The sequence below is a fragment of the Olsenella uli genome (assembly GCF_016900775.1).
In the GTDB taxonomy this organism is placed as follows: domain Bacteria; phylum Actinomycetota; class Coriobacteriia; order Coriobacteriales; family Atopobiaceae; genus Thermophilibacter; species Thermophilibacter uli_A.
Window position 1 is genome coordinate 108,125 of sequence record NZ_JACJKN010000006.1, and the last position, 20,743, is coordinate 128,867.

The 20,743-nt window shown below is 70.2% G+C and carries 22 protein-coding genes; 17 read left to right on the top strand and 5 right to left on the bottom strand.

Annotation, left to right across the window (positions count from 1 at the left end; genetic code table 11):
• Positions 1–197 precede the first annotated feature (197 nt).
• The 3 genes from H6A23_RS05495 to H6A23_RS05505 all read left to right on the top strand — a co-directional run bounded on the left by H6A23_RS05495 (position 198) and on the right by H6A23_RS05505 (position 3,385).
• Complete coding sequence (locus tag H6A23_RS05495; RefSeq protein WP_204831195.1) at positions 198–719, top strand: nitroreductase; 522 nt, start codon at positions 198–200, stop codon at positions 717–719.
• An 84-nt stretch (positions 720–803) separates the two neighbouring features.
• Complete coding sequence (locus tag H6A23_RS05500) at positions 804–1,769, top strand: 3'-5' exonuclease (RefSeq protein ID WP_204831196.1); 966 nt, start codon at positions 804–806, stop codon at positions 1,767–1,769.
• Positions 1,770–2,059: 290 nt separating this feature from the next.
• Positions 2,060–3,385: a M18 family aminopeptidase gene (locus H6A23_RS05505; RefSeq protein WP_204831197.1), complete on the top strand. Its 1,326-nt coding sequence runs from the start codon at positions 2,060–2,062 to the stop codon at positions 3,383–3,385.
• 113 nt (positions 3,386–3,498) lie between these two features.
• On the opposite strand, the gene H6A23_RS05510 is transcribed toward H6A23_RS05505, so the two are convergent.
• The gene (locus H6A23_RS05510; protein ID WP_204831198.1) at positions 3,499–4,578 is read right to left on the bottom strand and encodes a 6-phosphofructokinase; all 1,080 of its coding nucleotides are present in this window, start codon (positions 4,576–4,578) and stop codon (positions 3,499–3,501) included.
• A gap of 184 nt (positions 4,579–4,762) precedes the next feature.
• Here H6A23_RS05510 and H6A23_RS05515 point away from each other — a divergent pair, with 184 nt between their 5' ends.
• The 4 genes from H6A23_RS05515 to tatA all read left to right on the top strand — a co-directional run bounded on the left by H6A23_RS05515 (position 4,763) and on the right by tatA (position 7,460).
• Complete coding sequence (locus tag H6A23_RS05515; RefSeq protein ID WP_204831199.1) at positions 4,763–5,182, top strand: hypothetical protein; 420 nt, start codon at positions 4,763–4,765, stop codon at positions 5,180–5,182.
• Positions 5,183–5,368: 186 nt separating this feature from the next.
• Positions 5,369–6,670, top strand: a complete 1,302-nt coding sequence (locus H6A23_RS05520; RefSeq protein WP_286165844.1) for a phenylacetate--CoA ligase family protein — start codon at positions 5,369–5,371, stop codon at positions 6,668–6,670.
• Positions 6,670–7,098 (top strand): hypothetical protein, encoded by a 429-nt coding sequence (locus H6A23_RS05525; protein ID WP_204831201.1) that lies wholly within the window; start codon positions 6,670–6,672, stop codon positions 7,096–7,098. Before H6A23_RS05520 ends, H6A23_RS05525 begins: the two co-directional genes overlap by 1 nt.
• Before the next feature lie 137 nt (positions 7,099–7,235).
• Positions 7,236–7,460, top strand: coding sequence for a twin-arginine translocase TatA/TatE family subunit (tatA, locus tag H6A23_RS05530; RefSeq protein ID WP_204831202.1), 225 nt, complete (start codon positions 7,236–7,238; stop codon positions 7,458–7,460).
• A gap of 385 nt (positions 7,461–7,845) precedes the next feature.
• Here the strand turns inward: tatA and H6A23_RS05535 are convergent, their stop codons facing one another.
• Positions 7,846–8,712 (bottom strand): LysR family transcriptional regulator, encoded by an 867-nt coding sequence (locus H6A23_RS05535; protein ID WP_204831203.1) that lies wholly within the window; start codon positions 8,710–8,712, stop codon positions 7,846–7,848.
• A gap of 406 nt (positions 8,713–9,118) precedes the next feature.
• Here H6A23_RS05535 and H6A23_RS05540 point away from each other — a divergent pair, with 406 nt between their 5' ends.
• Positions 9,119–9,853, top strand: coding sequence for a response regulator transcription factor (locus H6A23_RS05540; protein ID WP_204831204.1), 735 nt, complete (start codon positions 9,119–9,121; stop codon positions 9,851–9,853).
• Positions 9,843–11,051: a sensor histidine kinase gene (locus H6A23_RS05545; protein ID WP_204831205.1), complete on the top strand. Its 1,209-nt coding sequence runs from the start codon at positions 9,843–9,845 to the stop codon at positions 11,049–11,051. Before H6A23_RS05540 ends, H6A23_RS05545 begins: the two co-directional genes overlap by 11 nt.
• 256 nt (positions 11,052–11,307) lie before the next feature.
• Here the strand turns inward: H6A23_RS05545 and H6A23_RS05550 are convergent, their stop codons facing one another.
• Positions 11,308–11,982, bottom strand: coding sequence for a C39 family peptidase (locus tag H6A23_RS05550; RefSeq protein WP_204831206.1), 675 nt, complete (start codon positions 11,980–11,982; stop codon positions 11,308–11,310).
• A 189-nt stretch (positions 11,983–12,171) separates the two neighbouring features.
• Here H6A23_RS05550 and H6A23_RS05555 point away from each other — a divergent pair, with 189 nt between their 5' ends.
• Positions 12,172–12,399, top strand: a complete 228-nt coding sequence (locus H6A23_RS05555) for a hypothetical protein (RefSeq protein ID WP_204831207.1) — start codon at positions 12,172–12,174, stop codon at positions 12,397–12,399.
• A gap of 87 nt (positions 12,400–12,486) precedes the next feature.
• Here H6A23_RS05555 and H6A23_RS05560 read toward each other — a convergent pair whose 3' ends face one another.
• Positions 12,487–13,647 (bottom strand): M20/M25/M40 family metallo-hydrolase, encoded by a 1,161-nt coding sequence (locus H6A23_RS05560; RefSeq protein ID WP_204831208.1) that lies wholly within the window; start codon positions 13,645–13,647, stop codon positions 12,487–12,489.
• A gap of 204 nt (positions 13,648–13,851) precedes the next feature.
• Here H6A23_RS05560 and fucO point away from each other — a divergent pair, with 204 nt between their 5' ends.
• Entirely contained in the window at positions 13,852–15,015 is a 1,164-nt protein-coding gene (gene fucO / locus H6A23_RS05565; RefSeq protein WP_204831209.1) for a lactaldehyde reductase, read from the top strand.
• 207 nt (positions 15,016–15,222) lie between these two features.
• Complete coding sequence (locus tag H6A23_RS05570) at positions 15,223–16,401, top strand: Mbeg1-like protein (RefSeq protein ID WP_204831210.1); 1,179 nt, start codon at positions 15,223–15,225, stop codon at positions 16,399–16,401.
• 82 nt (positions 16,402–16,483) lie between these two features.
• Here the strand turns inward: H6A23_RS05570 and H6A23_RS05575 are convergent, their stop codons facing one another.
• Entirely contained in the window at positions 16,484–16,849 is a 366-nt protein-coding gene (locus H6A23_RS05575; RefSeq protein WP_204831211.1) for a phage holin family protein, read from the bottom strand.
• Positions 16,850–16,939: 90 nt separating this feature from the next.
• On the opposite strand from H6A23_RS05575, the gene H6A23_RS05580 reads away from it, so the two are divergent.
• From H6A23_RS05580 to argJ, 5 genes are all read left to right on the top strand, one after another.
• Positions 16,940–17,494, top strand: a complete 555-nt coding sequence (locus tag H6A23_RS05580) for a hypothetical protein (RefSeq protein WP_204831212.1) — start codon at positions 16,940–16,942, stop codon at positions 17,492–17,494.
• Between the two features lie 65 nt (positions 17,495–17,559).
• The gene (locus H6A23_RS05585; RefSeq protein WP_204831213.1) at positions 17,560–17,910 is read left to right on the top strand and encodes a hypothetical protein; all 351 of its coding nucleotides are present in this window, start codon (positions 17,560–17,562) and stop codon (positions 17,908–17,910) included.
• Positions 17,910–18,128, top strand: a complete 219-nt coding sequence (locus H6A23_RS05590; protein ID WP_204831214.1) for a hypothetical protein — start codon at positions 17,910–17,912, stop codon at positions 18,126–18,128. Before H6A23_RS05585 ends, H6A23_RS05590 begins: the two co-directional genes overlap by 1 nt.
• 154 nt (positions 18,129–18,282) lie before the next feature.
• Positions 18,283–19,356 (top strand): N-acetyl-gamma-glutamyl-phosphate reductase, encoded by a 1,074-nt coding sequence (argC, locus tag H6A23_RS05595; protein WP_204831215.1) that lies wholly within the window; start codon positions 18,283–18,285, stop codon positions 19,354–19,356.
• Positions 19,357–19,381: 25 nt separating this feature from the next.
• Positions 19,382–20,668, top strand: a complete 1,287-nt coding sequence (argJ, locus tag H6A23_RS05600; protein WP_204831216.1) for a bifunctional glutamate N-acetyltransferase/amino-acid acetyltransferase ArgJ — start codon at positions 19,382–19,384, stop codon at positions 20,666–20,668.
• Positions 20,669–20,743 lie beyond the last annotated feature (75 nt).

Here is a 20,743-nt window from a genome sequence, read left to right on the forward strand (position 1 = left end):
GTGCGCCCGCCCAAAGGTGGGAACGATTCCGCGGGCGTAGGCAACGAGGGGTGGGAACGTTCCCCTGCGCCGCCGCCCGCTGATCGCGAGGCGCGGCCCTCCTCTCGCCGCGCGCCGTCTTGGGGCCGGCGACGGGGCGGGTCGGCGCGCGATGGGGTATAACAGCCTCAAACGGCAATCGAGGCGAGGAGGAACCCATGAACAGCGTCATCCAGGGCATGCTGGACCGCCGGAGCGTCCGCGCGTACACCGACGAGGTGCCGAGCCGCGAGCAGGTCGACCAGGTCGTCGAGGCCGGCCTCTGGGCGGCGAGCGGCATGAACCGCCAGGGCCCCATCATCGTGGCCGTCACCAACCGCGCGCTGCGCGACCGCCTCTCGCGCATGAACGCCGAGATAATCGGCGACCCCAGCCGCGACCCGTTCTACGGCGCGCCGGTCGTGCTCGTGGTGCTTGCCCCGCGCGACCAGCCCAACCGCGTCTACGACGGCAGCCTCGTCATGGGCAACCTCATGCTCGCCGCGCACGCGCTGGGGCTCGGCAGCTGCTGGATCCACCGCGCCCGCGAGGAGTTTGACACCCCCGAGGGCAAGGCCATCCTCGCCGAGCTGGGCGTCGAGGGCGACTACGAGGGCATCGGCCACTGCATCCTGGGGTATGCGGCCGAGGTGCCGGAGCCCAAGCCGAGGAGGGACGGTCGCGTTTATTACGCGGAGTAGGCCGCGGCGGCCGCGCGTTCTGTTAGCCTAGGAAGGCGCCGGGTTCTTCTCGGCGTCTTTTTTCCTTGGACGGAAGTGAGCAACGTGGACCTCAGCCAAGCCATAGAGTGCGCGAGCGCCTTCGTGTTTCCCGGCTTCCTCACGGACGACGCGTCGCTCTCCGCCGAGCGCGCCAAGAACGAGGAGGCGCTCGGGGTGCTGCGCGCCGCCTGGGCGGAGGCGCCCGCCGGCCGCGAGCCGTTCCCGTACGACCTCGTGCTCTCCCTCGCGGACAGAAACCGCGACGTCTGCGACCGCTTTGGCATAGAGAAGCTGCGCGACCTCTCTCCCTCGAGCCTCGCGCGCGGGCTTTCCGCGGCCGACCTCATCCATGCCGTGGCGGTGCTCCAGCACCGCACGGACGCGCAGGTGACGGCGCTCGCCGGCCCGGACGCGCGCGACCTCAACGTGGCCTGGGTGGACGCGCCGGTCTCCGGCATGGTCGTGGGGATCGACATCGAGACCACGGACCGCGACCCGGCGCGCGGCTACATCATCAACGTGGGCCTGGAGTTCATGACCATCGGGCCCAAGGCCAAGCCGCACGACCCCTTTGCCGGCTACTTCGGCCTGCCCGAGATGTACGCCGAGAAGGGCGTGCCGCTCGCGGACATCCACAAGATCTCGTGGTCCGACCTCGAGGGCAAGACCCCCTTCCGCGAGGACAAGCAGGTGCAGAAGGCGCTTCTGGCCGCGATGTGCGCCTACCCGTTCATGGCGCACAACGCCGCCTTCGAGGACTCCTGGTTCATGCTGCACATCGACGGCTACGCCGAGGCGCGCAAGGCCGGGCGCGTGGTGGTCGTGGACTCGCGCGACATCTGCCGCCGCGTGGACCCCGAGACGCGCATCCTGCCCCACGAGCAGCGGCCGGCGTCGCTCGAGAGCTGGGCGCGCCGCCGCGGTACGCTCAAGGCGGGGGAGTCGGAGCGCCACCTCGGCCTCGACGACGTGGAGCTCATGCTCGCCACGGTCCAGGCGGAGTTCACGGCCCGCAACATGCTCGCCTGACGCCCGGGCGCCCGGTCCGGGCCCGTTGGCGCCCGCCGCGGGTACGTACACGCCGTTTTCGGGTACGTACACGCCTCGGGCGTCGACGTTCTTCTCGCCAAGCGCTCTGCCTGCGGGTCCTTGGCTGCATGGTACCGTATGAATTATCAAATTGCGTACGCATCCGGAGGGGGAGTGTACGTACCCGGGAGGGCGTGCGCCCGGAGGCGCCCGGCGCGCCGAGAAGTGCTAGGCTGGACGGTCGCGCTTCGCAAACGACCTGCGAAAGAATCTGCGACCGAAGGAGACCTATGATCGAGAAGGACGTCGCCGCCGGGCTCGTCGAGTTTGTCCGCGCATGCCCGAGCATGTTCCACACCGCCGCCGCCATCCGCGCTCGGCTCGACGCCGCCGGGTTTGCCTATCTGCCCGAGGGCGACGCCTGGGCCATGGAGCCGGGCGGGCGCTACTACACCGTCCGCAACAACTCGAGCGTCGTGGCGTGGAAGGTCGGCGCCGAGCTCCCCGAGGACGGCTACCACTTCCAGCTGGCCGCCGCCCACGGCGACTCGCCCACCTACAAGGTGAAGGCGGCGCCCGTGCTCGAGGGCCCGGAGGGGTACCTCCGCCTGGACGTCGAGGCCTACGGCGGCATGCTCGACCACACGTGGCTGGACCGGCCGCTCGGCCTTGCGGGCCGCGTGCTCGTGCGCGACGGCGCGCGCGTGGAGAGCCGCCTCGTGGACATCGCCGAGGACGTCTGTCTCATCCCGAGCGTGCCCATCCACCTGGACCGCGCGAGCGGCCTTACGCCCGAGCTCAACCGCGCGGTGGACCTCTGCCCGCTCTTCTCGGCGGGCGAGCTTCCCGCGGGGGCCTTCGACGAGATGGTGGCTGAGGCCGCGGGCTGCGAGCCGGCGGACGTCCTCGCGCGCGACCTCTTCCTCGTGGCCCACGAGGAGCCGCGCGTCTGGGGCCGCGCTGGCGAGTTCGTCTCCGCAGGCCATCTCGACGACCTCCAGTGCGCCTATGTGGCGCTCGAGGCCTTCCTCGCGGCGGATAACCCGGGCGACGTGAGCGTCTACGCGTGCTTCGACAACGAGGAGGTGGGCTCGGGCACCAAGCAGGGGGCGCTGTCCACGCTGCTCGCCGACACGCTCTCCCGCACGAGCGCGGCGCTCGGCCGCACGCCCGAGGAGCACCTGCGCGCGCTCGCCGGCTCCATGCTCGTGAGCTGCGACAACGCGCACGCCGTCCACCCCGCCCACCCCGAGAAGTTCGATGCGGCCAACCGCTGCCGGCTCAACGGCGGCCTCGTCATCAAGGAGGCGGCCAACCAGCACTACTGCACGGACGCCTTCAGCCGCGCCGTCCTCGTTGCCGTGCTGGAGCGCGCGGGCGTGCCGTACCAGACCTTTGCCAACCGCTCGGACGTGGCCGGCGGCTCCACGCTCGGCAACCTCTCCAACACCCAGGTGAGCGTGCACGCCGTGGACGTGGGCCTGCCGCAGCTGGCCATGCACTCCGTCTTTGAGACGGCGGGCGCCCGCGACACGGCGCTCGGCATCGCCGCACTCACGGCGTTCTACGAGGCCGACCTGCGCATCGACGGCTCAGACGCGGCGGAGATCGCCTAAAAGGGGACAGGCCCCTTTTAGGCGAGTTCTCAGCAAAAAGGGCGCGGGGCCCCGGAGGAGGCCCCGCGCCCGGCGGCCTGTTCGCGCGAGGGGCGCGGGCCGAGAAGTGCGGCCTACTCGTCGCCGAAGCTGATCCCCATGGCCTTGGCCTCCTTGACGAGGTCGCTCTTGGGGTCGACGTACTTGAGCTTGCCGGCCACGTCCTTGAGCGGCACGCGGCACATCTTGCCGTTGACCTGCGCGATCATGACGCCGTACTTGCCCTTGAGGCAGGAGAGCGCCGCCTCGACGCCGCACTGGGTGGCAAAGATGCGGTCCTGGGCGTCCGGCTGCCCGCCGCGCTGGGTGTGGCCGGGGATGGCGATGCGAATCTCGCGGCCGGTGCGCTTGTCGATCTCCGCCGCGATGTCGTAGGCGACCGACGGCGAGGTGCGCGCGGCCACGAGCTTCTTGTACTCCTTCTTCGAGAGCGCGGCCTCCTCCTTGGAGATGGCGCCCTCGGCCACCACGACGATCGTGAAGCGCGAGCCGGCCTTGTCGCGGTCCTCGATGACGCGGATGACGTTCTCGATGTCGTAGGGGATCTCGGGGATGAGGATGACGTCGGCGCCGCCGGCCACGCCCGCGTAGAGCGGGATCCAGCCGACCTTGTGGCCCATGATCTCGATCACGAAGACGCGGCCGTGGGAGCTCGCGGTGGTGTGGATCTCGTCGATGCAGCGGGTGGCCACCTCGACGGAGCTCGTGAAGCCGAAGGTCATGTCGGTGCCGTAGGTGTCGTTGTCGATGGTCTTGGGAAGCGCGATGACGTTCAGGCCCTCCTGGGAGAGGCGGTTGGCGGTCTTGGTGGAGCCGTTGCCGCCGAGCATGAACAGGCAGTCCAGCTTGAGCTTGGCGTAGGTGTGCTTCATCGCCTCGACCTTGTTGACGCCGTCGGCCTCGGGCGTGTCGAGCAGCTTGAAGGGGGTGCGGCTCGTGCCGAGCACGGTCCCGCCGCGCGTGAGCAGGCCAGAGAAGTCGCGGTTGTCCATCATGCGGAAGCGCTCGTAGATGAGGCCCTGGTAGCCGTCCTCAAAGCCGTAGACCTCGACGGGCTCTTCGGACTGGCGGTAGAGCGTCTTGACGATGCCGCGCATGGTGGCATTGAGCGCCTGGCAGTCGCCGCCGCTCGTGAGAAGACCGACTCGAAGCATGGTACATCCTTCCCTCTGGGCTCACAGATAGGAAAAGTATGCACCTCGCTCGGCGGAATGCAGAGTATTCTCCGCGAGCGGTATCGTTCCCAGTGCGACGGGGGGACGAGCGAGCCGTTGCCGCTCCGTCTCCCCGCCGCCACTGCTACCATGGCGAGAAGAACGTCGAGCCGGGGAGGGTCCCATGACATCAGACGAGCGACGAGAAGTGGCCGAGGCCGTGGCGGCGGGACGCCGCGCGCTCGCCAGCCTGGAGGAGGCCGCGGACGCCCTGGGCAGCGCGAGCAACTGGGGGCTCTTCGACCTTCTCGCGGGCGGCATCATCACGAGCCTGGTCAAGCGCTCGCGGCTCGATGACGCCGAGGAGGCGCTCGAGCGCGCCCGGGCCGATCTCTACGCCTTCACGCGCGAGGTCTCCGACGTGCGCGGGATCGAGGAGCTGCGCGTGAACGTGGGCGGCCTCGCCTCCGCGCTCGACATCCTTGTGGACAACCCGTTCGTGGACCTCTACGTGCAGAAGAGGATCGATGACGCCGAGGAGAACGTGCAGGCCGCGATCGGGGCAACAAGGACGGTGCTCCGCCGCCTGGAGTCGCTGCGCTGACAAATGCTGACAAAGGTGTCAGGGGCGTTTGTCATGAAAATTATGACAAACGCCCCCGTCACCCCTGCCAGCATCACGCCGTTCACCGTTTCCGTTTGCGAACGCCGGTGACACGCCCGTCCTTCTCGCCATAGAATCTCCTCATCTGTGGTTTTGGGTTCCAGAAAGGGTAGGCAGGTGGGCAAGATGCAGGAGATTCTCCACGCGCCCCACGAGCAGATCGAGGCGATTCAGCTCGAGGGCATCAAGAAGACCGTGATCAAGTGTTACGAGAACGTGCCGTTCTACCGCGAGAAGTTCGACGAGGCCGGCTTCGACCCGTACGCGGTCACGAGCCTCGCCGACCTCGAGCGCGCGCCCTTCACCACCAAGCAGGACATGCGCGACAACTACCCGTACAAGATGTTCGCCGAGCCGCTCAAGAACTGCCGCGAGATCCACATGTCCTCCGGCACCACGGGCGTGGCCACGGTGGGCGGCTACACCCAGCACGACCTGGAGATCTGGGGTGAGTGCTTCGCCCGCGGCATCGAGTACGCCCACGGCGGCGAGGACGACATCTGCCACGTCTGCTACGGTTACGGGCTTTTCACCGGCGGCCTCGGCGCGCACTACGGCGGCCTCTACGCGGGCGCCACGGTCATCCCCATGTCCGCCGGCAACACCGAGCGCCAGATTCGCGTGCTCAAGGAGATGGGCTCCACGATCATCTGCTGCACGCCGAGCTACGCCATGCACATCGCCGACACCGCCCTCGAGATGGGGATCGACCCGGCTCGCGACTTCCACCTGCGCGCGGGCATCCACGGCGCCGAGCCCTTCAGCGACAACTTCCGCCGCGACCTCGAGCGCAAGCTCAACTACCACGTGCTCGACGTCTACGGCCTCACCGAGACCATGGGCCCGGGCGTGGCCATCGAGTGCTGGGAGCAGGACGGCCTGCACCTTGCCGAGGACCACTTCTACGCGGAGATCATCGACCCCAACACCGGCGAGGTCCTGCCCGACGGCGAGTGGGGCGAGCTCGTGCTCACCACCACCGACCGCGAGGCCACGCCCGTCGTGCGCTATCGCACGCGCGACATCACGCGGATCCTCCCCGGCGAGTGCGCCTGCGGCTGCACACACCGCCGCATCGACCGCATCCACGGCCGCACCGACGACATGCTCATCATCCGTGGCGTCAACGTCTTCCCGAGCCAGATCGAGGACGTCATGAAGACGTTCGCGCAGGTCAGCTCCTGGTACCAGATCGAGATCGACACCGACCAGCGCTCGCTCGACCTGGTCACGCTCAAGGCCGAGGTCAACCCCGACTTTGCCTTCGACTCCGTGGCCGCCGTCGAGCGCCTGCAGAAGGAGATCTCGGCGCGCCTCAAGACCGCGCTCTCCGTGGGCGTGCGCGTCAAGCTCGTGGAGCCCAAGACCATCGCGCGCAGCGAGGGCAAGGCCAAGCGCATCGTCGACCTGCGAAAGGGGATCAAGTAATGATTGACCAGATCACCGTCTTCCTCGAGAACAAGCGCGGCCGCATCGCGTCTCTGTGCCGCACCCTGGGCGACGCCAACATCAACATGGCCGCGCTCTCCGTGGCCGACACCACCGAGTACGGCATCGTGCGCATCATCTGCAGCGACACCGAGGCTGCCCTCGCCGCGCTCGACGCGGGCGGGTACCGCGCCATCAAGACCAAGATCATGGCCATCGCCGTGCCGCACCACCCGGGCGGCGCCGCGGACCTGCTGGAGAAGCTCGACGACCTCGACGTGGACATCGAGTACTTCTACTGCTTCTCCACGACCGACGACCTCGCGGTGCTGGCGCTCAAGATCGCCGACCCGGCGAGCGCGGCGGAGGCGAGCTGGGCCATCGAGAAGGCCGGCTTCCACGTGTTCGACCAGTCCGAGATAGAGTAGGTACCTCTCGCACGCCTGCCCCCTCGATGGGCCTGCCATACATCTGCTGTATGGCAGGCCCATCTCATATGTATTTTACGGAGGGTCTCTGTCCGCCTACCATGAGGTCGTTCCCACCGCGTCATTGGAGGCAGCGCATGATTCTTGGCATGGGCATCCCCGAGCTCGCCGTCATTCTGGTGATCATCCTCGTCATCTTTGGGCCCAAGAATCTCCCCAAGCTTGGGTCGGCCATCGGCAAGACCGTCAAGAACGTGCGCGAGGGCATGGAGGAGGACCCCAGCGACTCGGAGCCCTCCGCCGAGCCCGAGGTCACCCCCATCGAGGCATCTGACGTCGAGAAGAACGGCGACGTCCGATAGCTCCGCCCCGCGCCCCCGGGACCTCCTTCCCGCCCGGGGGCGCCCTCTCGTGGCTGGCGATCTGTCACTTGGGCCCCGCGCGTCGATTGTGCGGGGCCCAGGTGACGTTTCTTTAGCTGAGAGTGTCGCGAAGCCCCCGCGCGGCAGCCGTGCGGGGGAGAGGCGACGCTCTTGCGGCGGGAACGTCGCGAAGCCCCCACCCAGATAGCGTGCGGAGCGGAGACGACGTTTCCGCGCTTGGGGGTGTCGCGAAGCCCCCCGCGCGGCAGCTGCGCGGGGGAGAGGCGACGGCCCCGCCGCAAGAGCGTCGCCGGACACCCGCCCGCCCACGGCGCGGGGCCCAGGTGACACCCGCCCCGCCCGCCGTCCTTGCCGCCTGTCGCCCCTAGCGGAGCTCGCCGAGCAGCGCCACGACGCGACTGGCGAGCGGCGTGAGCGCGCGATCGGCCTTCCAGATGACGGCGGAGCGCGACTCCAGGTCCTTCTCGGTGACGACCTTGATGAACTGGTCGCCGGTGTCGCACACCCTGAGCAGGGACTGCGGCACAAGCCCGACGCCCATGCCGGAGGCCGCCCACGCGCAGGTGGTGCGCTCGTCCTCGGTCTCGCAGGCGACGCGCGCCTCAAGGCCCCGTGCGGAGAGCGCGTGGCGCACCTGCTGGGAGAGCCGTCGGTCGCAGACGAGCGGCACCCGCGCGAGCTCCTCGAGCGAGACCTCCATCTCGTCGCCCACCTCAAGGTGCGGGGGCATGACGGCGACGAGCGGCTCCGCGGGGGCGTACCTGCAGCGGAGCCCGGCGCTGGTAAAGGGGGTCCGCACGACGCCGATCTCCGCGATCCCGCTTGCCACAAGGTCGATGACCTCAGGCACCGTCCCCTCGCGCACCTCGAAGGAGACGCCGGGCGCGGACGCGAGCTCGCCCAGGCGCGTCGAGGGGACGAGCCCCGCCGCGCTCGCGCAGACTGCCATGCACACGGTTCCGGTGAGCCCCCTTCCCAGCCCCGAGACCTCGCGTGCCGTGGCGTTGGCGAGCGCGAGCATCGTCGTCGCGCGCTCGTAGAGGAGCCGCCCCGCATCGGTGGGGGTGACGCCGCGCGGCCCTCGGAGGACGAGCTTTGTGTCAAGCTCGCGCTCGAGCTGGGCGAGCTCGTAGGAGAGCGGCGGCTGGGAGATGTGGAGCCGCCGGGCTGCCGCGGTGATCTGCCCCTCCTCGACTATTGCGACAAAGTACTCGAGCTGCTTGAGATTCACGTTTCCTCCCTCGGGGCGCCGCGATATAGAAGGATTGTATCGCCTGCCCGCAGGTGCCCTGACAGAGGAGGGGGCGCGTTGCCGAAAGGGGGGGCCATGGCAATCTGCCGGCCAGAGGCGTTGCGGGATATGGGGTTCTGGCAGCCGCGCGTGGCGGCGACCTGGCGTTCTTCTCGCCCGCGTTGCGGGATATGGGGCCGTGGCAGGCCCGGAGCTGCCATAACCCGCGATTCCGCAGCGCCCCCGCCCGGCAGATTGCCACGACCCGCGATTCCGCAGCGCCACGACGCAGCGTCACGTCGCGGCAGCGCTCCGCCGCCCCGCCCGCCGCCACCGCGCCCTTAGCAAATCCTTAGCAATCGTCGCCCCTCCTCCGCGTATCCTTGGGCGGGAGGAAAGGAGGCGCATGGGCGAGCACGCCGGGCGCGGTAGGCGCATACTGGTGGTGGACGACGAGCGGGAGATCTGCGACCTCGTGGCGGTCTACCTCGAGGGAGAGGGCTTCGAGGTGGAGCGCCTCTACGACGGCGCCTCCGCGCTCGCGCGCGTCGAGGACGCGTCCGCCGCGCCAATCGACCTCGCGATCCTTGACGTGATGCTGCCCGGCGTCGACGGCTTCGAGCTCTGCCGCAAGATCCGCGAGCGGCACGCCTACCCGGTCATCATGCTCACCGCGCGCGGCGAGCAGGCGGACAAGATCTCCGGCCTTGCGCTCGGGGCTGACGACTACGTGACCAAGCCCTTCCTCCCGCTCGAGCTCGTGGCGCGCGCCAAGGCGCAGCTCAGGCGCTACACGCGCTACAATGCGCCCATGCCAGGCGAGCCGAGCGGGCGAGGGGACGTCATCGTGTGCCGCGGCCTTGTGCTCGACGTGCGGACGCACGAGGCGCGCCTCAACGAGCGCCCGCTCCAGCTCACGCCCACCGAGTTCTCCATCCTGCGGATCCTCCTGGAGGCCGAGGGCGCCGTCGTCTCCGCGCGCGAGCTCTACTTCAAGATCTTCGGGGAGGCCTACTACGAGCGGGGCTCGGGCTCCATCACCGTCCACATCCGCCACCTGCGGGAGAAGATGGGCGACTCCTTCGAGGACCCGAGCTACATCCGGACCGTCTGGGGGTGTGGGTACAAGATTGAGCGCTAGCGAGAAGAACGCGCCGCGCGCGGGGTCATCGGCCGCGACCATGAGGACGGTCGCGGCAGCGGCCGTCGCCGTCATCATAGGCGCGGTGGCGTTCCAGACCGTCTTCGGGTTTGTGGACGGCGCGTGGAACGGCACCTTCATGGACTGGCTGGCGGGCCAGTTCCTGGACCACCACAACCTTGAGGTCTTTGGCGTGACGCCGGAGATCGTGCTCGACAACGGCGGCGTCAAGTACTTCTTCCTGCAGCTGGGGATCTGCGTTATCGTGGCTATCGTGGCCGTGGGGGCGGTCTCATGGCGCATGGCGTCCCGCCGCGCGGAGCGCAGGGCCGCCGCGCATGCCGCGGAGCTGCTCGGCCGCTACATGTCACACGACCTCGAGGCCCACGAGGCCTTCCCCGAGGGCTACGAGGAGCTCGCGCTGGTGGCCTCGGACGTCAAGCGCGCCGCGGCCGACCAGGCGCGCCGGCTCGAGGACGAGTCCGCGCGCAGGAGCGACCTCATCACCTACCTGGCGCACGACCTCAAGACGCCGCTCACCTCGGTCATCGGCTACCTCTCGCTGATCGACGAGGTCCCCGACCTGCCCGCCGAGCAGCGGTGCCGCTACGTGGGCATCACGCTCGACAAGGCCCTGCGCCTGGAGGCGCTCATCAACGAGTTCTTTGACATCACGCGCTACGGCCTTGCGCACATAGAGCTGGAGCTCGCGCCCGTCGACCTCTCCTTCCTGCTCGTCCAGATGGCAGACGAGTTTCTGCCGGCGCTCTCCGCGCACGGCAACCGGCTCGTCGTGACCGTCGAGGGCTCCGAGCGCACGCCGGAGGAGCCCGGCGAGCCGCTCGTGATCACGGCCGACGCGGCCCGCCTCGCCCGCGTGCTCAACAACCTCATCAAGAACGCGATCGCCTACAGCGCGGAGGGGACGAGCATCGACCTTCGCGCCCACCGCTCGGGCGAGCGGGTGGTCATCAGCGTCTCGGACGAGGGCGCGACCATCCCCTCCCACAAGCTGCGCGCCATCTTCGACAAGTTCTTCCGCGTCGACGAGTCGCGCGGGAGCGCCACGGGCGGCACCGGGCTCGGCCTGGCCATCGCGCGCGAGATCGTGGAGCTTCACGGGGGCACGATCTCTGCCGCGAGCGCGGAGGGGCGAACCACGTTCACGGTGGAGCTGCCGGCCGGCGCGCGGGCGTGACGGCCGCGTTGGCCGCCCCTCCTTCCCGAGGGTGTCGCCGCGGCCCCGCAGAGCGTCCGGGCGGGGGCGCGGCGACACCCTCAGGCGGGGAAGCGTCGCGAGGCCCCCGCGCTGACGCCCCGCGGGGGCGCGGCGACACATCGGCGCCGGAAAGCGTCGCGAGGCCCCCGCGCGCAGATGCTGCGGGCGCCCCGCGACGTTTTTCTCGCTCCTCCGGCCGTGCCCTCCGGCCCGTCTCTCCGGCCCGCCGCGCGGGCTATGCCGAGAAGGACCAGAGGTTCGCGCACTGGGTGAGCACGCGGTCGAGCTCCCAGGTCCTGCCGGTGCGCTCGGCGCTGTTGGGGTCGCGCACGACGATCTCCCCCTCCTCCGTGAGGCCCGCGAGCACGATGAAGTGGCCCGTCGAGGTGAAGTCGCCGGGCAGCACGCTGCAGATGACGGGGTGGCCCTGCGAAAGCGCCTCCCGCACGGCGTCGGCGCTCGCCGGCAGCTCCTCCGAGCGCAGCCCCAGCTCGGAGGCGCCCTCGCTCATGAGCGTCCACGTGGTCATGCCGTCTGCGGTGTAGCCCCCGCGCTCGGAGAGGGCGGCCATGCCCGCGGGGTCGAGGTCGTCCTTTCCCGTGAGCGCCACGTACACCATCGAGAGGCAGGTGGGCCCGCAGCCGTTCTTCTCGATGGTCCCCCCGGCGTAGCCGATGCCCGCCCAGGCCGGGTCGGTCTGGTAGAGGCAGGGGACCTCGCCTCGGCGCCACTCGGCGCGGGGCGTGGAGGTGACGGGCTCGGCCGCCCGGGCGTCGCGGGGCGCGGCCGCGGACAGCGCCGCGAGCGCGATGCCGAGAAGGGCGAGCGCGGCGGCCGCGGACAGAAGCAGGGCGGACGTCCTTCTCGCCCTCCTGCGACGGACGTAGCGGCTGGGCGCGTACCTGGTCATGGCGGTCTCCTCTCCTCGGTGTCTGGCACCAGTCTGGAGCCCGCGCCCATAAGGGGTCCTGAACCAGGGATTAAGGTTTTGCTAATGGCCTGTAGGAAGTTGTTAGGGTTTTGTCAAGAGGGTTTCGACGGAAGGGAGGATTGGGTATAACGAGCGTGTCAGACGAGAAGAGAGAAAGGAGGGTAGAACATGACCAAGGTCAAGAACATGGGCTCCCGCCAGCGCAAGGTGCTGAGGGCGTGCCACAACGGCTGGTTCATGAGCGGCGAGTATCGCGCGCTTTTCGGCGGCCACGAGCGTCGCTTCTGGGCCGACAGCCCCAAGATCCTGTTCAACGACGTTGACCAGTGGTTCGCCACCCACGAGCGGAACCACGCAGACTCGCACCTGCTCGTCAAGTGCGTCCGCGCGGCGTAGCGCCTGCGCCCATACGAGAGGTCGAGCGGAGCCTGCGGGCTCCATTTTTTATGCCGCGGCAGGCTGCCGTGCCGGGCGGGCCTGACGTCAGCGGCGCGCGTGCGCGAGCATGAGGGCGAGGATGACGGCGAGGCCGCGCCGGAGGCTGTCCTTCTCGACCCACTCCTCGCGCGTGTGGAGGAGGTCGCCCTCCACGGTGCCCACGGTGTGGGCGCAGATTCCCAGCGAGAGCGGGATGTTGGCGTCCGTCGAGGACTCCTGGTGCGTGGGCGTCACGCCGCCGAGCTCGCGCAGCACCTCGTCGGTGCGGGCGATGAGCGCGCCCTGGCCCTCGGGCACGTGCTCGCCGGAGGCGGGACGCCGGCCGATGAGCTTGACGTCGATGCGCGAGCCCTTCCGCAGGTGCTCCTCCACGAGCCCCACGAAGTTCCCGTACATCTGCTCGAGGCACTCCTCGGAGGCGGAGCGGTACTCCACGAGCACGCTCGCGTCCTCGGCGATGGAGTTCACGGTGGTGCCGCCCTCGAAGCGACCCACGTTGATGGTGGTCTTGGCCGCCGTGGGCAGCTCCATCGCGTAGAGGTCCTCGATGAGGGAGCAGAGCTCCTCGATGGCGTTGTCGCGCCCGAAGTTCTCCCACGAGTGGCCGCCCTGCGTGTGGCATGCGACGCGCCAGCGGTGCGAGCCCACGGCCGAGACCACGTGCATGCCCAGATAGAGGTCGAACGAGGTGAACTCGCACACGCGCCCGGCGTACTGGCGGAAGAGCTCCCGCGTGCCGGCGAGGTTGCCGAGGCCCTCCTCGCAGGAGTTGGCCACCACGAGCAGCGGCCGGTCGAGCTCCACGTTGTTCCTGACGAGGTAGCGCGCCGCGAGGAGCAGCCCCACGAGGTTGGCGGTGTCGTCGCCCACGCCGGGCGCGAGCAGGCGCGTCGCGCTCTCGGCGAGCGGCAGCGGCTCGGTGTCGGGAAAGACGACGTCGGTGTGGGCGGCAAAGACGGCGATTCCCTCGTCGGGTGCCGCGTGCGGCCCCGCGGGAAGCGAGAAGATCACGTTCTTGGCGTCGTCGATGCGCACGGCGCCAACCGGCGCGCCCTGCGCGACCAGCCAGCTGCGGATGAACTCGGCGCGGCGCTCCTCGTGCCCGGAGGGGGCAGGGATCTGCGCGAGCGTGCGGAGCAGCTCGAGCTCCTCCTCGTGGCACTCGTCGGCGTAGGCGGTCGCAAGCTGCTTGATTTTCTCGTCCATGACGGCTCCCGGGCGTCTCATGACAAAGGTGACAGGGGCATCTGTCATGACTTGGATTATGACAGATGCCCCTGTCACCTTTGTCATGTTCTGCCGAGAAGGACGCGCCGCTCGCGGAGAAGTTGACCGGTCAACATGTCCGAAGGCGCATACTACCCGGCGGACCGCCGGCGTTCCGGCACGCAGCAATCCAAAGGGGGAAACATGGCAGTCAACCGCTTCGTTCTGAACAACATCTCGTACCACGGCTCCGGGGCCATCAAGGAGATCCCCGGCGAGCTCACCCGCCGCGGCTACAAGAAGGCCTTCGTCTGCTCCGACCCGGACCTCGTGAAGTTTGGCGTCGTGGCCAAGGTGACCGACCTGCTCGACGAGGCCGGCATCGCCTGGGAGCTCTACTCCGAGATCAAGCCCAACCCCACGATCAAGAACGTGCAGGACGGCGTGGCCGCCTACCAGGCCTCCGGCGCGGACTGCATCGTCACCATCGGCGGCGGCTCCTCGATGGATACCGCCAAGGGCATCGGCATCATCGTGGCCAACCCGGAGTTTGCCGACGTCGTCTCCCTCGAGGGCGTGGCGCCCACCAAGAAGCATGCCGTCTTCACCATTGCCGTGCCCACCACCGCCGGCACCGCGGCCGAGGTCACGATCAACTACGTGATCACCGACCCCGAGAAGGTCCGCAAGTTCGTCTGCGTGGACGTGAACGACATCCCCGACGTGGCCGTGGTGGACCCCGACATGATGGCCTCCATGCCCGCCGGGCTTACCGCCGCCACCGGCATGGACGCGCTCACCCACGCGATCGAGGGCTACACCACCAAGGGCGCCTGGGAGCTCTCCGACATGTTCCACTACAAGGCCATCCAGCTCATCTCGAAGCACCTGCGCGACGCCGTGGCCGAGGCCAAGAGCGGCGTTCCCGGCTCCGGCCGCGAGGGCATGGCGCTCGCGCAGTACATCGCCGGCATGGGCTTCTCCAACGTGGGCCTCGGCATCGACCACGCGATGGCGCACACGCTCTCCGCGCACTACGACACCCCGCACGGCGTGGCCTGCGCCATGCTGCTGCCGGTTGCCATGGAGTACAACAAGCCCGTCGTGACCAAGCGCCTGGCCGAGGTCGCCGTGGCCATGGGCGTTGACACCGCCGGCATGACCGAGGACGAGGCCGCCGACGCCGCCATCGCCGCGGTGCGCCAGCTCTCCGCCGACGTCAACATCAAGCCCACGTGCGACGGCCTCGTGGAGGCCGACCTCGACCAGCTGGCCGACGACGCCATCGCCGACGCCTGCTTCCCGGGCAACCCGCGCGAGGCCGACCACGCCGCCGTGGTGGAGCTCTTCCGCAAAGTGATGGCGTAGCGTCCTTTTCGACGTGGGGGCACCCCGCCCCTTTGCACGCAAGCTGCTTCGCGCAAAGCGCTCAGAAAGCTTGCTTTGCAAAGGGGCGGGGCGCCGTCGTATCGGGGCTTCTTTACCGTCGGGGAACGTGCTGCTTCGAGGGTCGTTTGGGCGGGAATAAGAATTGCGTGACGAGAAGAGCGCGCTGGCGAGAAGGACGTGGTGTGCGTGGCGGACGTTCGGGACTACCTTGAGCTGAGGGGCGACATCGCGCTCGCCGAGCGGCCGTTCAACGACGTGGACGCGCTCGCGCTCTCCACGCTCGCCTACCTCGACCTCACGGGGATCGTTGAGGGCCCCGTGCGGGTCACGGACGCGTGCGCCGAGCTCCTGGCGCGCTCGGACGGGGACGTCTCCTCGCGCGTGCGCTCGCTCGCGACGATCGACGAGCGCTTCGTCGTGGCGCTCGGGGCGTCGGCCCGCCTTGGCGACGCCCTGCTCACCGACTACGTCGACGTGCGCGACGGCGAGCGCGTGATGCAGTTCGCCGCCGTGACCGTGTCCCTGGACGACGGCGCGACCTTCGTCGCCTTCCGGGGGACCGACACGACCCTCGTGGGCTGGAGGGAGAACTTCATCCTGAGCTTTGCCGTGACCGAGGCGCAGCGTGCGGCGGCGGCCTACCTCGGCCGCGCGCTCGAGCGGGCGGCGGCGACGGGAGGGTGCGTCCGCGTGGGCGGGCACTCGAAGGGCGGCAACCTCGCCGCCTACGCGGCGAGCATGTCCCCCGTCGCGCTCGCGGGGCTGATCGAGCGCGTCTGGAGCCTCGACGGCCCCGGGATGGACCGCGCCGTGATGCCCGTGAGCTGCCACGATGTGATGGGGGAGCGCTACGTGAAGATTGTGCCCGCCTACAGCGTGGTGGGCAGGTTCTTCTCTGATGACGCCCCGGTGAGCGTGGTGCGCAGCAACGCCGCCCGCTCGCTCCAGCACGACCCGCTCTCCTGGCAGGTGGGGCCGGGGGGATTTGTTGAGGCGGACGGCCCGGACCCGGAGTGCCTGCTGGTGGAGGGCGCGTTTGCGTCCTGGCTCTCCAAGCTTGCGCCCGAGGACAGGCGCCTGCTCACCGACGAGCTCTTCGACGCGCTCGCGGCGGGAGGGGCGGAGCGCTTCGAGGACCTGTTCGCGAGCCCCGCCGCCGCGCAGAAGGTGCTCGCCGCCCTCGGCGAGGTCGACTCGCGCACGCGCGACATGATGCTGAGCCTTCTCGGGGAGCTCCTGGGGGCGGGTGCCGCTGCGGCCGGCGAGGCGCTGACGGACGCCGCCGCGGACGCCGCGACGCGGGTGGCGCGGCGGGTCGTCGGACTCGTCGGCGGCCAGAGGGCCCAGGGGGAGGCGGAAAATTAATCCGCCCCGTGGAATGCCTCCGGAGCGTTTTCCCTGTTGAGCAGAAGCCGTCGCGCCCAGAGGGCGGATTAATTTTGAGCCCCTAGTCGTCCACCCCGATGACACCGCCCACGACCATGCTCACGAGCGAGATTACGATCGAGCCGAGGATCGCCGAGAAGAGCGAGTCGATGGCGATGCCGGCGTGGAAGATGTTGCGGGAGAGCCAGCTCGCGAGCTCGAGCACGAAGGCGTTGACCACGAGGTAGAAGATGCCGAGCGTGGCCAGGGTGAAGGGGATGGCGAGCGCCTGGAGGACCGGCTTGACGGTCGCGTTGAGCAGGGCGAGCACGAGCGCGCAGAAGATCGGCCCCACCCAGGCGCCGCCCACCGGCACGATGCCGGGGACGAGCCAGATGGCGACCGCGCACGCGATGGCCGTGACGAGCCACTTACCGATGAATCCCATGCGTTTCCCCTTTCGTCCTGTGGGTAGGATACCCCCAAGGTCGCAATTTCAGCCCCAGATCTTCCGGGGCCCGTCGCGGAGGGGGTTGCCATGCAGCTCACGGTCACCGCAGAGGCCGTGCCCGGCGGCGTGCGCGTGCTCGCGGAGCCGCCGGGCGACTCGTTTGCCATCGAGGTGGCTCCGGCGCCCGGCCCCGGCGCCGCGGCGGACGTGGGCGCGGACGTTCTTCTTGCCCTGCGCGCCTTGGGAATCCGTCCCGGCGCGGGAGACGCCGCCCCGCGCCCCGCGGGGAAGGCCCGCCACCGTTGGCGCGCCGAGCTCGCCCGGGTGCCGCTTCGCATGCGCCACGAGGGGAGCGAGGCCACGGTCCTCTGGGAGGCGCGCGACCGCCTGCGGGTGCTCGCCGGGGCGACGCTTCGGGCCGAGCCGCCGCTCAACCGCGACGGCAGCCTCGGGTTTGCCGCCCGCTTCGCCCTGCGCCTGCGCGAGGAGCACGCGGACGCCATCGTAGGCGCGCGCACGACGGAGGACATCGTGCTCAGGAGCGTGAACGAGGTCGGGCGCCTGCTCTACTTCGCAGGCGCCAACAGCTGGCTCGTGCTGCGCGACGACGCCGGCCACACGCTCGACGAGCTCTCGCGCTAGAGGCGTCCCTCCCCGCGCCCCCGCCGCTGCGCTATGCTGGGTGCACCCGACCGAGAGGAGCCGCCATGCCCGTCGTGCACACCTACTGCTCCGCGCCCATCGCGCCCGAGGCCCGCGAGGCGCTCAAGGCCGCCTACGGCCGCGCGATCGAGGCCGTGCCCGGCAAGTCCGAGGCCTGGCTCATGTGCCTTTTCGAGGACGACGCGCACATCTACTTTGCCGGGGACGACTCCGAGCCGTGCGCCCTTATCGACGTGAGCGTGTTCGCGCGCTCCGAGGTGCCCGCCTCCGCGTGGGAGCGCTTCACCGAGGAGGTCACGCCCGCGGTCTGCCGCGAGCTGGGCGTGGACCCCGCGCGCCTCTACATCCGCTACGGCTGGACGCCCGACTTCGGCTGGAACGGCGCCAACTTCTGATGGGCGAGAAGGGCTTGGGCGAGAAGGACGACGCGGCGCGCCTCGTCGCCTACGACGAGTTCGCGGCCGGCGTGCGCGACGAGCTCGAGGCCACGAAGGCGCGCATGGACGAGCTGGCGCTGGCCGGCAAGGTCAAGACCGCCACGTACCGGCAGCTCTTCGCCGCGCGCGTCACGCTCAGGGAGATCGACGCGCGCCTGCGCGAGCGTGGCCTGTGAGCTGAGGCCGCTCCCGGCGCCCCCAACGCGCGCGCCGGCGCAGAAGTGTATCCGTCCGGTGTCCGAATGCCCCTGCGTCGTTGACACCCGGGGACGCCCCGCCTAAGTTGTGCGTATTGCAGACAGGGCGAGAAGAACCCAGGGGGATTGCGTCATGGGCATCAGGGCATGCGTGGTGGGAGCGACGGGGTACGCGGGCGTCGAGGTCTGTCGTCTGGTCCTCGGGCACCCCGAGCTCGAGCTGGCCATGGCCACGGACCGCAAGGAGGCCGGCACGCGCCTGGACGCCGTCTACCCGTCCCTTGCGGGCGCCTGCGACGTGGTGCTCTCCCTCCCGGATCCGGACGCCATAGCCGCGGCGGCCGAGGTGGCCTTCCTCGCCGTGCCGCACACCGCGAGCCTGGCGCTCACGCCGGAGCTGCTCGCGCGCGGCGTCACCGTGATCGATCTCTCCGCGGACTACCGCCTGCACGACCCGGCCACCTACGAGGCCTGGTATGCCACGCCGCACGCGAGTCCCGAGCTCCTCGGCGAGACGGTCTACGGCCTGCCGGAGCTCTTCCGCGACGGCGTGGCCGCGCTCGCCGCCCGGCGCGCCGCCGGCAAGGCCGTGCTCGTGGCCGTGCCGGGCTGCTACCCCACGGCGACGGCGCTCGCCGCCGCCCCCGCGCTCGCCGCCGGCCTCGCGACCGGCGACCTCGTCATTGCCGACGCCATCTCCGGCGTCTCCGGCGCCGGCCGCGGCTGCAACGCGCGCACCCACTTCTGCCACGCCAACGAGTCCGTGGAGGCCTACGGCGTGGCCAAGCACCGCCACACGCCAGAGATCGAGCAGACGCTCTCCGAGGTGGCCGGGCGCGAGATGTCCGTCGTCTTCACGCCGCACCTCGCGCCGCTCACGCGCGGCCTGCTCTCCACGGTCTACCTCGAGGCGGCCGCGGGCGTCACCGCCGAGGACGTGCAGGCCGCCTACGAGCGTTTCTTTGCGGACGAGCCGCTGGTCACAACGCTTCCCGCCGGTCAGATGCCCGCGACGGCCTCCGTCGCCGCCACGGCGCGCGCCCAGGTGGGCGTGGCGCTCGACGCCAGGCGACGACGCACAATCGTCGCGTCCTGCGCGATCGACAACCTCGGGAAGGGCGCGGCCGCCCAGGCCGTCCAGTGCGCCAACATCGTGCTGGGCCTCCCCGAGACCACGGGGCTTCTCGCCCCGGCGCCCCTCATCTGACACGCCTATCACGGAGAAGAACCTCATGGACAACCTGTCACCGCTCGCCGTCCCCGTGGCGCCCGATACGCCCGAGGCCTGCGGCTTCGTCCCCTGCGAGGGCGGCATCTGCGCCGCCGCCGGCGTGCGCGCGGCCGGCGTCTCGGCCGGCTTCCGCAGAAACCCCAACCGGCTCGACCTCGCGCTCGTCGCGGCCGACGAGCCCTGCGTGACCGCTGCGACCTTCACCACCAACCGCTTCTGCGCCGCGCCCGTCACCGTGAGCCGCTCTCACGCGGCCAACGCCCGCGCCCGCGCTGTCGTGCTCAACTCCGGCAACGCCAACGCCGCCACCGGCGAGCCGGGCCTTGCCTGCGCCGAGCGCGCCTGCGAGCGCGTGGCGGCCGAGCTCGGCTGCCACGCCGCCGACGTGCTCGTGTGCTCCACGGGCGTGATCGGCGTGCCGCTGCCGTGGGAGCCCTACGAGACGGGCGTGCCCGCCGCCGCCGCCGCGCTCGCGCCCACGGCGGACGGCGCGCACGACGCGGCCTGCGCCGTCATGACCACGGACACCGTGCCCAAGGAGGTCTCGCTCGTCGGCGAGGTCCCGCAGGCGGATGGCGGCGTCGTGCGCGTCCACGTGGGCGGCTTCGTCAAGGGCTCGGGCATGATCCAGCCCAACATGGCCACGATGCTCGCCGTGCTCGCCACGGACGCCCCGCTCACGGCAGAGGCCGCGCGCGCGGCCCTCGCCGCCGCGGTGGGGGAGAGCTTCAACAAGGTGACCGTGGACTCGGACACCTCCACCAACGACACCTGCATCCTGCTCGCCACGGGCGCGGCGGGGGGCGAGAAGATCGACCTCGCGCACCCCGCCTACCCGGTCGTGGCGGCCGCCGTGCGCGCCGCGTGCGTGGACCTCGCCCGCAAGATCGCCGCCGACGGCGAGGGCGCCTCCAAGCTCGTCACCGTCACGGTCACCGGCGCCGCCACGGACGCCGACGCGGACGCCGTGGCCCGCTCGATCGCCAACTCGCCGCTCGTGAAGACGGCCATCTTCGGCCACGACGCCAACTGGGGGCGCGTGGCGATGGCGGCCGGCAAGTGCGGCGTCGCCTTCGACCAGAGCCACGTGGACATCGACTTCCTGGGCGTTCCGGTCTGCCGCGCCGGCCTCACCGTGCCGATGGACGAGGAGGACATGCTCCGCCGCTTCGAGGCCCCGGAGATCCCGATCACCGTCAGCCTCGGCATGGGCGAGGCGTCCACGCGCGTGTGGACCTGCGACCTCACCCACGACTACGTGACCATCAACGGCGACTACCGCACGTAGCGCCCTACGCAGGGCCGGGGCGGTCCGCCAGGGTCCGCCGCTCGGATAGCCTCGGCCCGGACGACTCCTCACGTT

Coding starts and splice junctions, on each gene's coding strand:
- H6A23_RS05555 (WP_204831207.1), top strand. CDS start 12,172: ATGACCAAGGTCAAGAACATGGGCTCCCGCCAGCGCAAGGTGCTGAGG.
- H6A23_RS05585 (WP_204831213.1), top strand. CDS start 17,560: ATGCCCGTCGTGCACACCTACTGCTCCGCGCCCATCGCGCCCGAGGCC.
- H6A23_RS05505 (WP_204831197.1), top strand. CDS start 2,060: ATGATCGAGAAGGACGTCGCCGCCGGGCTCGTCGAGTTTGTCCGCGCA.
- H6A23_RS05550 (WP_204831206.1), bottom strand. CDS start 11,982: ATGACCAGGTACGCGCCCAGCCGCTACGTCCGTCGCAGGAGGGCGAGA.
- H6A23_RS05575 (WP_204831211.1), bottom strand. CDS start 16,849: ATGGGATTCATCGGTAAGTGGCTCGTCACGGCCATCGCGTGCGCGGTC.
- H6A23_RS05510 (WP_204831198.1), bottom strand. CDS start 4,578: ATGCTTCGAGTCGGTCTTCTCACGAGCGGCGGCGACTGCCAGGCGCTC.
- H6A23_RS05515 (WP_204831199.1), top strand. CDS start 4,763: ATGACATCAGACGAGCGACGAGAAGTGGCCGAGGCCGTGGCGGCGGGA.
- H6A23_RS05525 (WP_204831201.1), top strand. CDS start 6,670: ATGATTGACCAGATCACCGTCTTCCTCGAGAACAAGCGCGGCCGCATC.
- H6A23_RS05540 (WP_204831204.1), top strand. CDS start 9,119: ATGGGCGAGCACGCCGGGCGCGGTAGGCGCATACTGGTGGTGGACGAC.
- H6A23_RS05520 (WP_286165844.1), top strand. CDS start 5,369: ATGCAGGAGATTCTCCACGCGCCCCACGAGCAGATCGAGGCGATTCAG.
- tatA (WP_204831202.1), top strand. CDS start 7,236: ATGATTCTTGGCATGGGCATCCCCGAGCTCGCCGTCATTCTGGTGATC.
- H6A23_RS05590 (WP_204831214.1), top strand. CDS start 17,910: ATGGGCGAGAAGGGCTTGGGCGAGAAGGACGACGCGGCGCGCCTCGTC.
- H6A23_RS05580 (WP_204831212.1), top strand. CDS start 16,940: ATGCAGCTCACGGTCACCGCAGAGGCCGTGCCCGGCGGCGTGCGCGTG.
- H6A23_RS05560 (WP_204831208.1), bottom strand. CDS start 13,647: ATGGACGAGAAAATCAAGCAGCTTGCGACCGCCTACGCCGACGAGTGC.
- argJ (WP_204831216.1), top strand. CDS start 19,382: ATGGACAACCTGTCACCGCTCGCCGTCCCCGTGGCGCCCGATACGCCC.
- H6A23_RS05495 (WP_204831195.1), top strand. CDS start 198: ATGAACAGCGTCATCCAGGGCATGCTGGACCGCCGGAGCGTCCGCGCG.
- fucO (WP_204831209.1), top strand. CDS start 13,852: ATGGCAGTCAACCGCTTCGTTCTGAACAACATCTCGTACCACGGCTCC.
- argC (WP_204831215.1), top strand. CDS start 18,283: ATGGGCATCAGGGCATGCGTGGTGGGAGCGACGGGGTACGCGGGCGTC.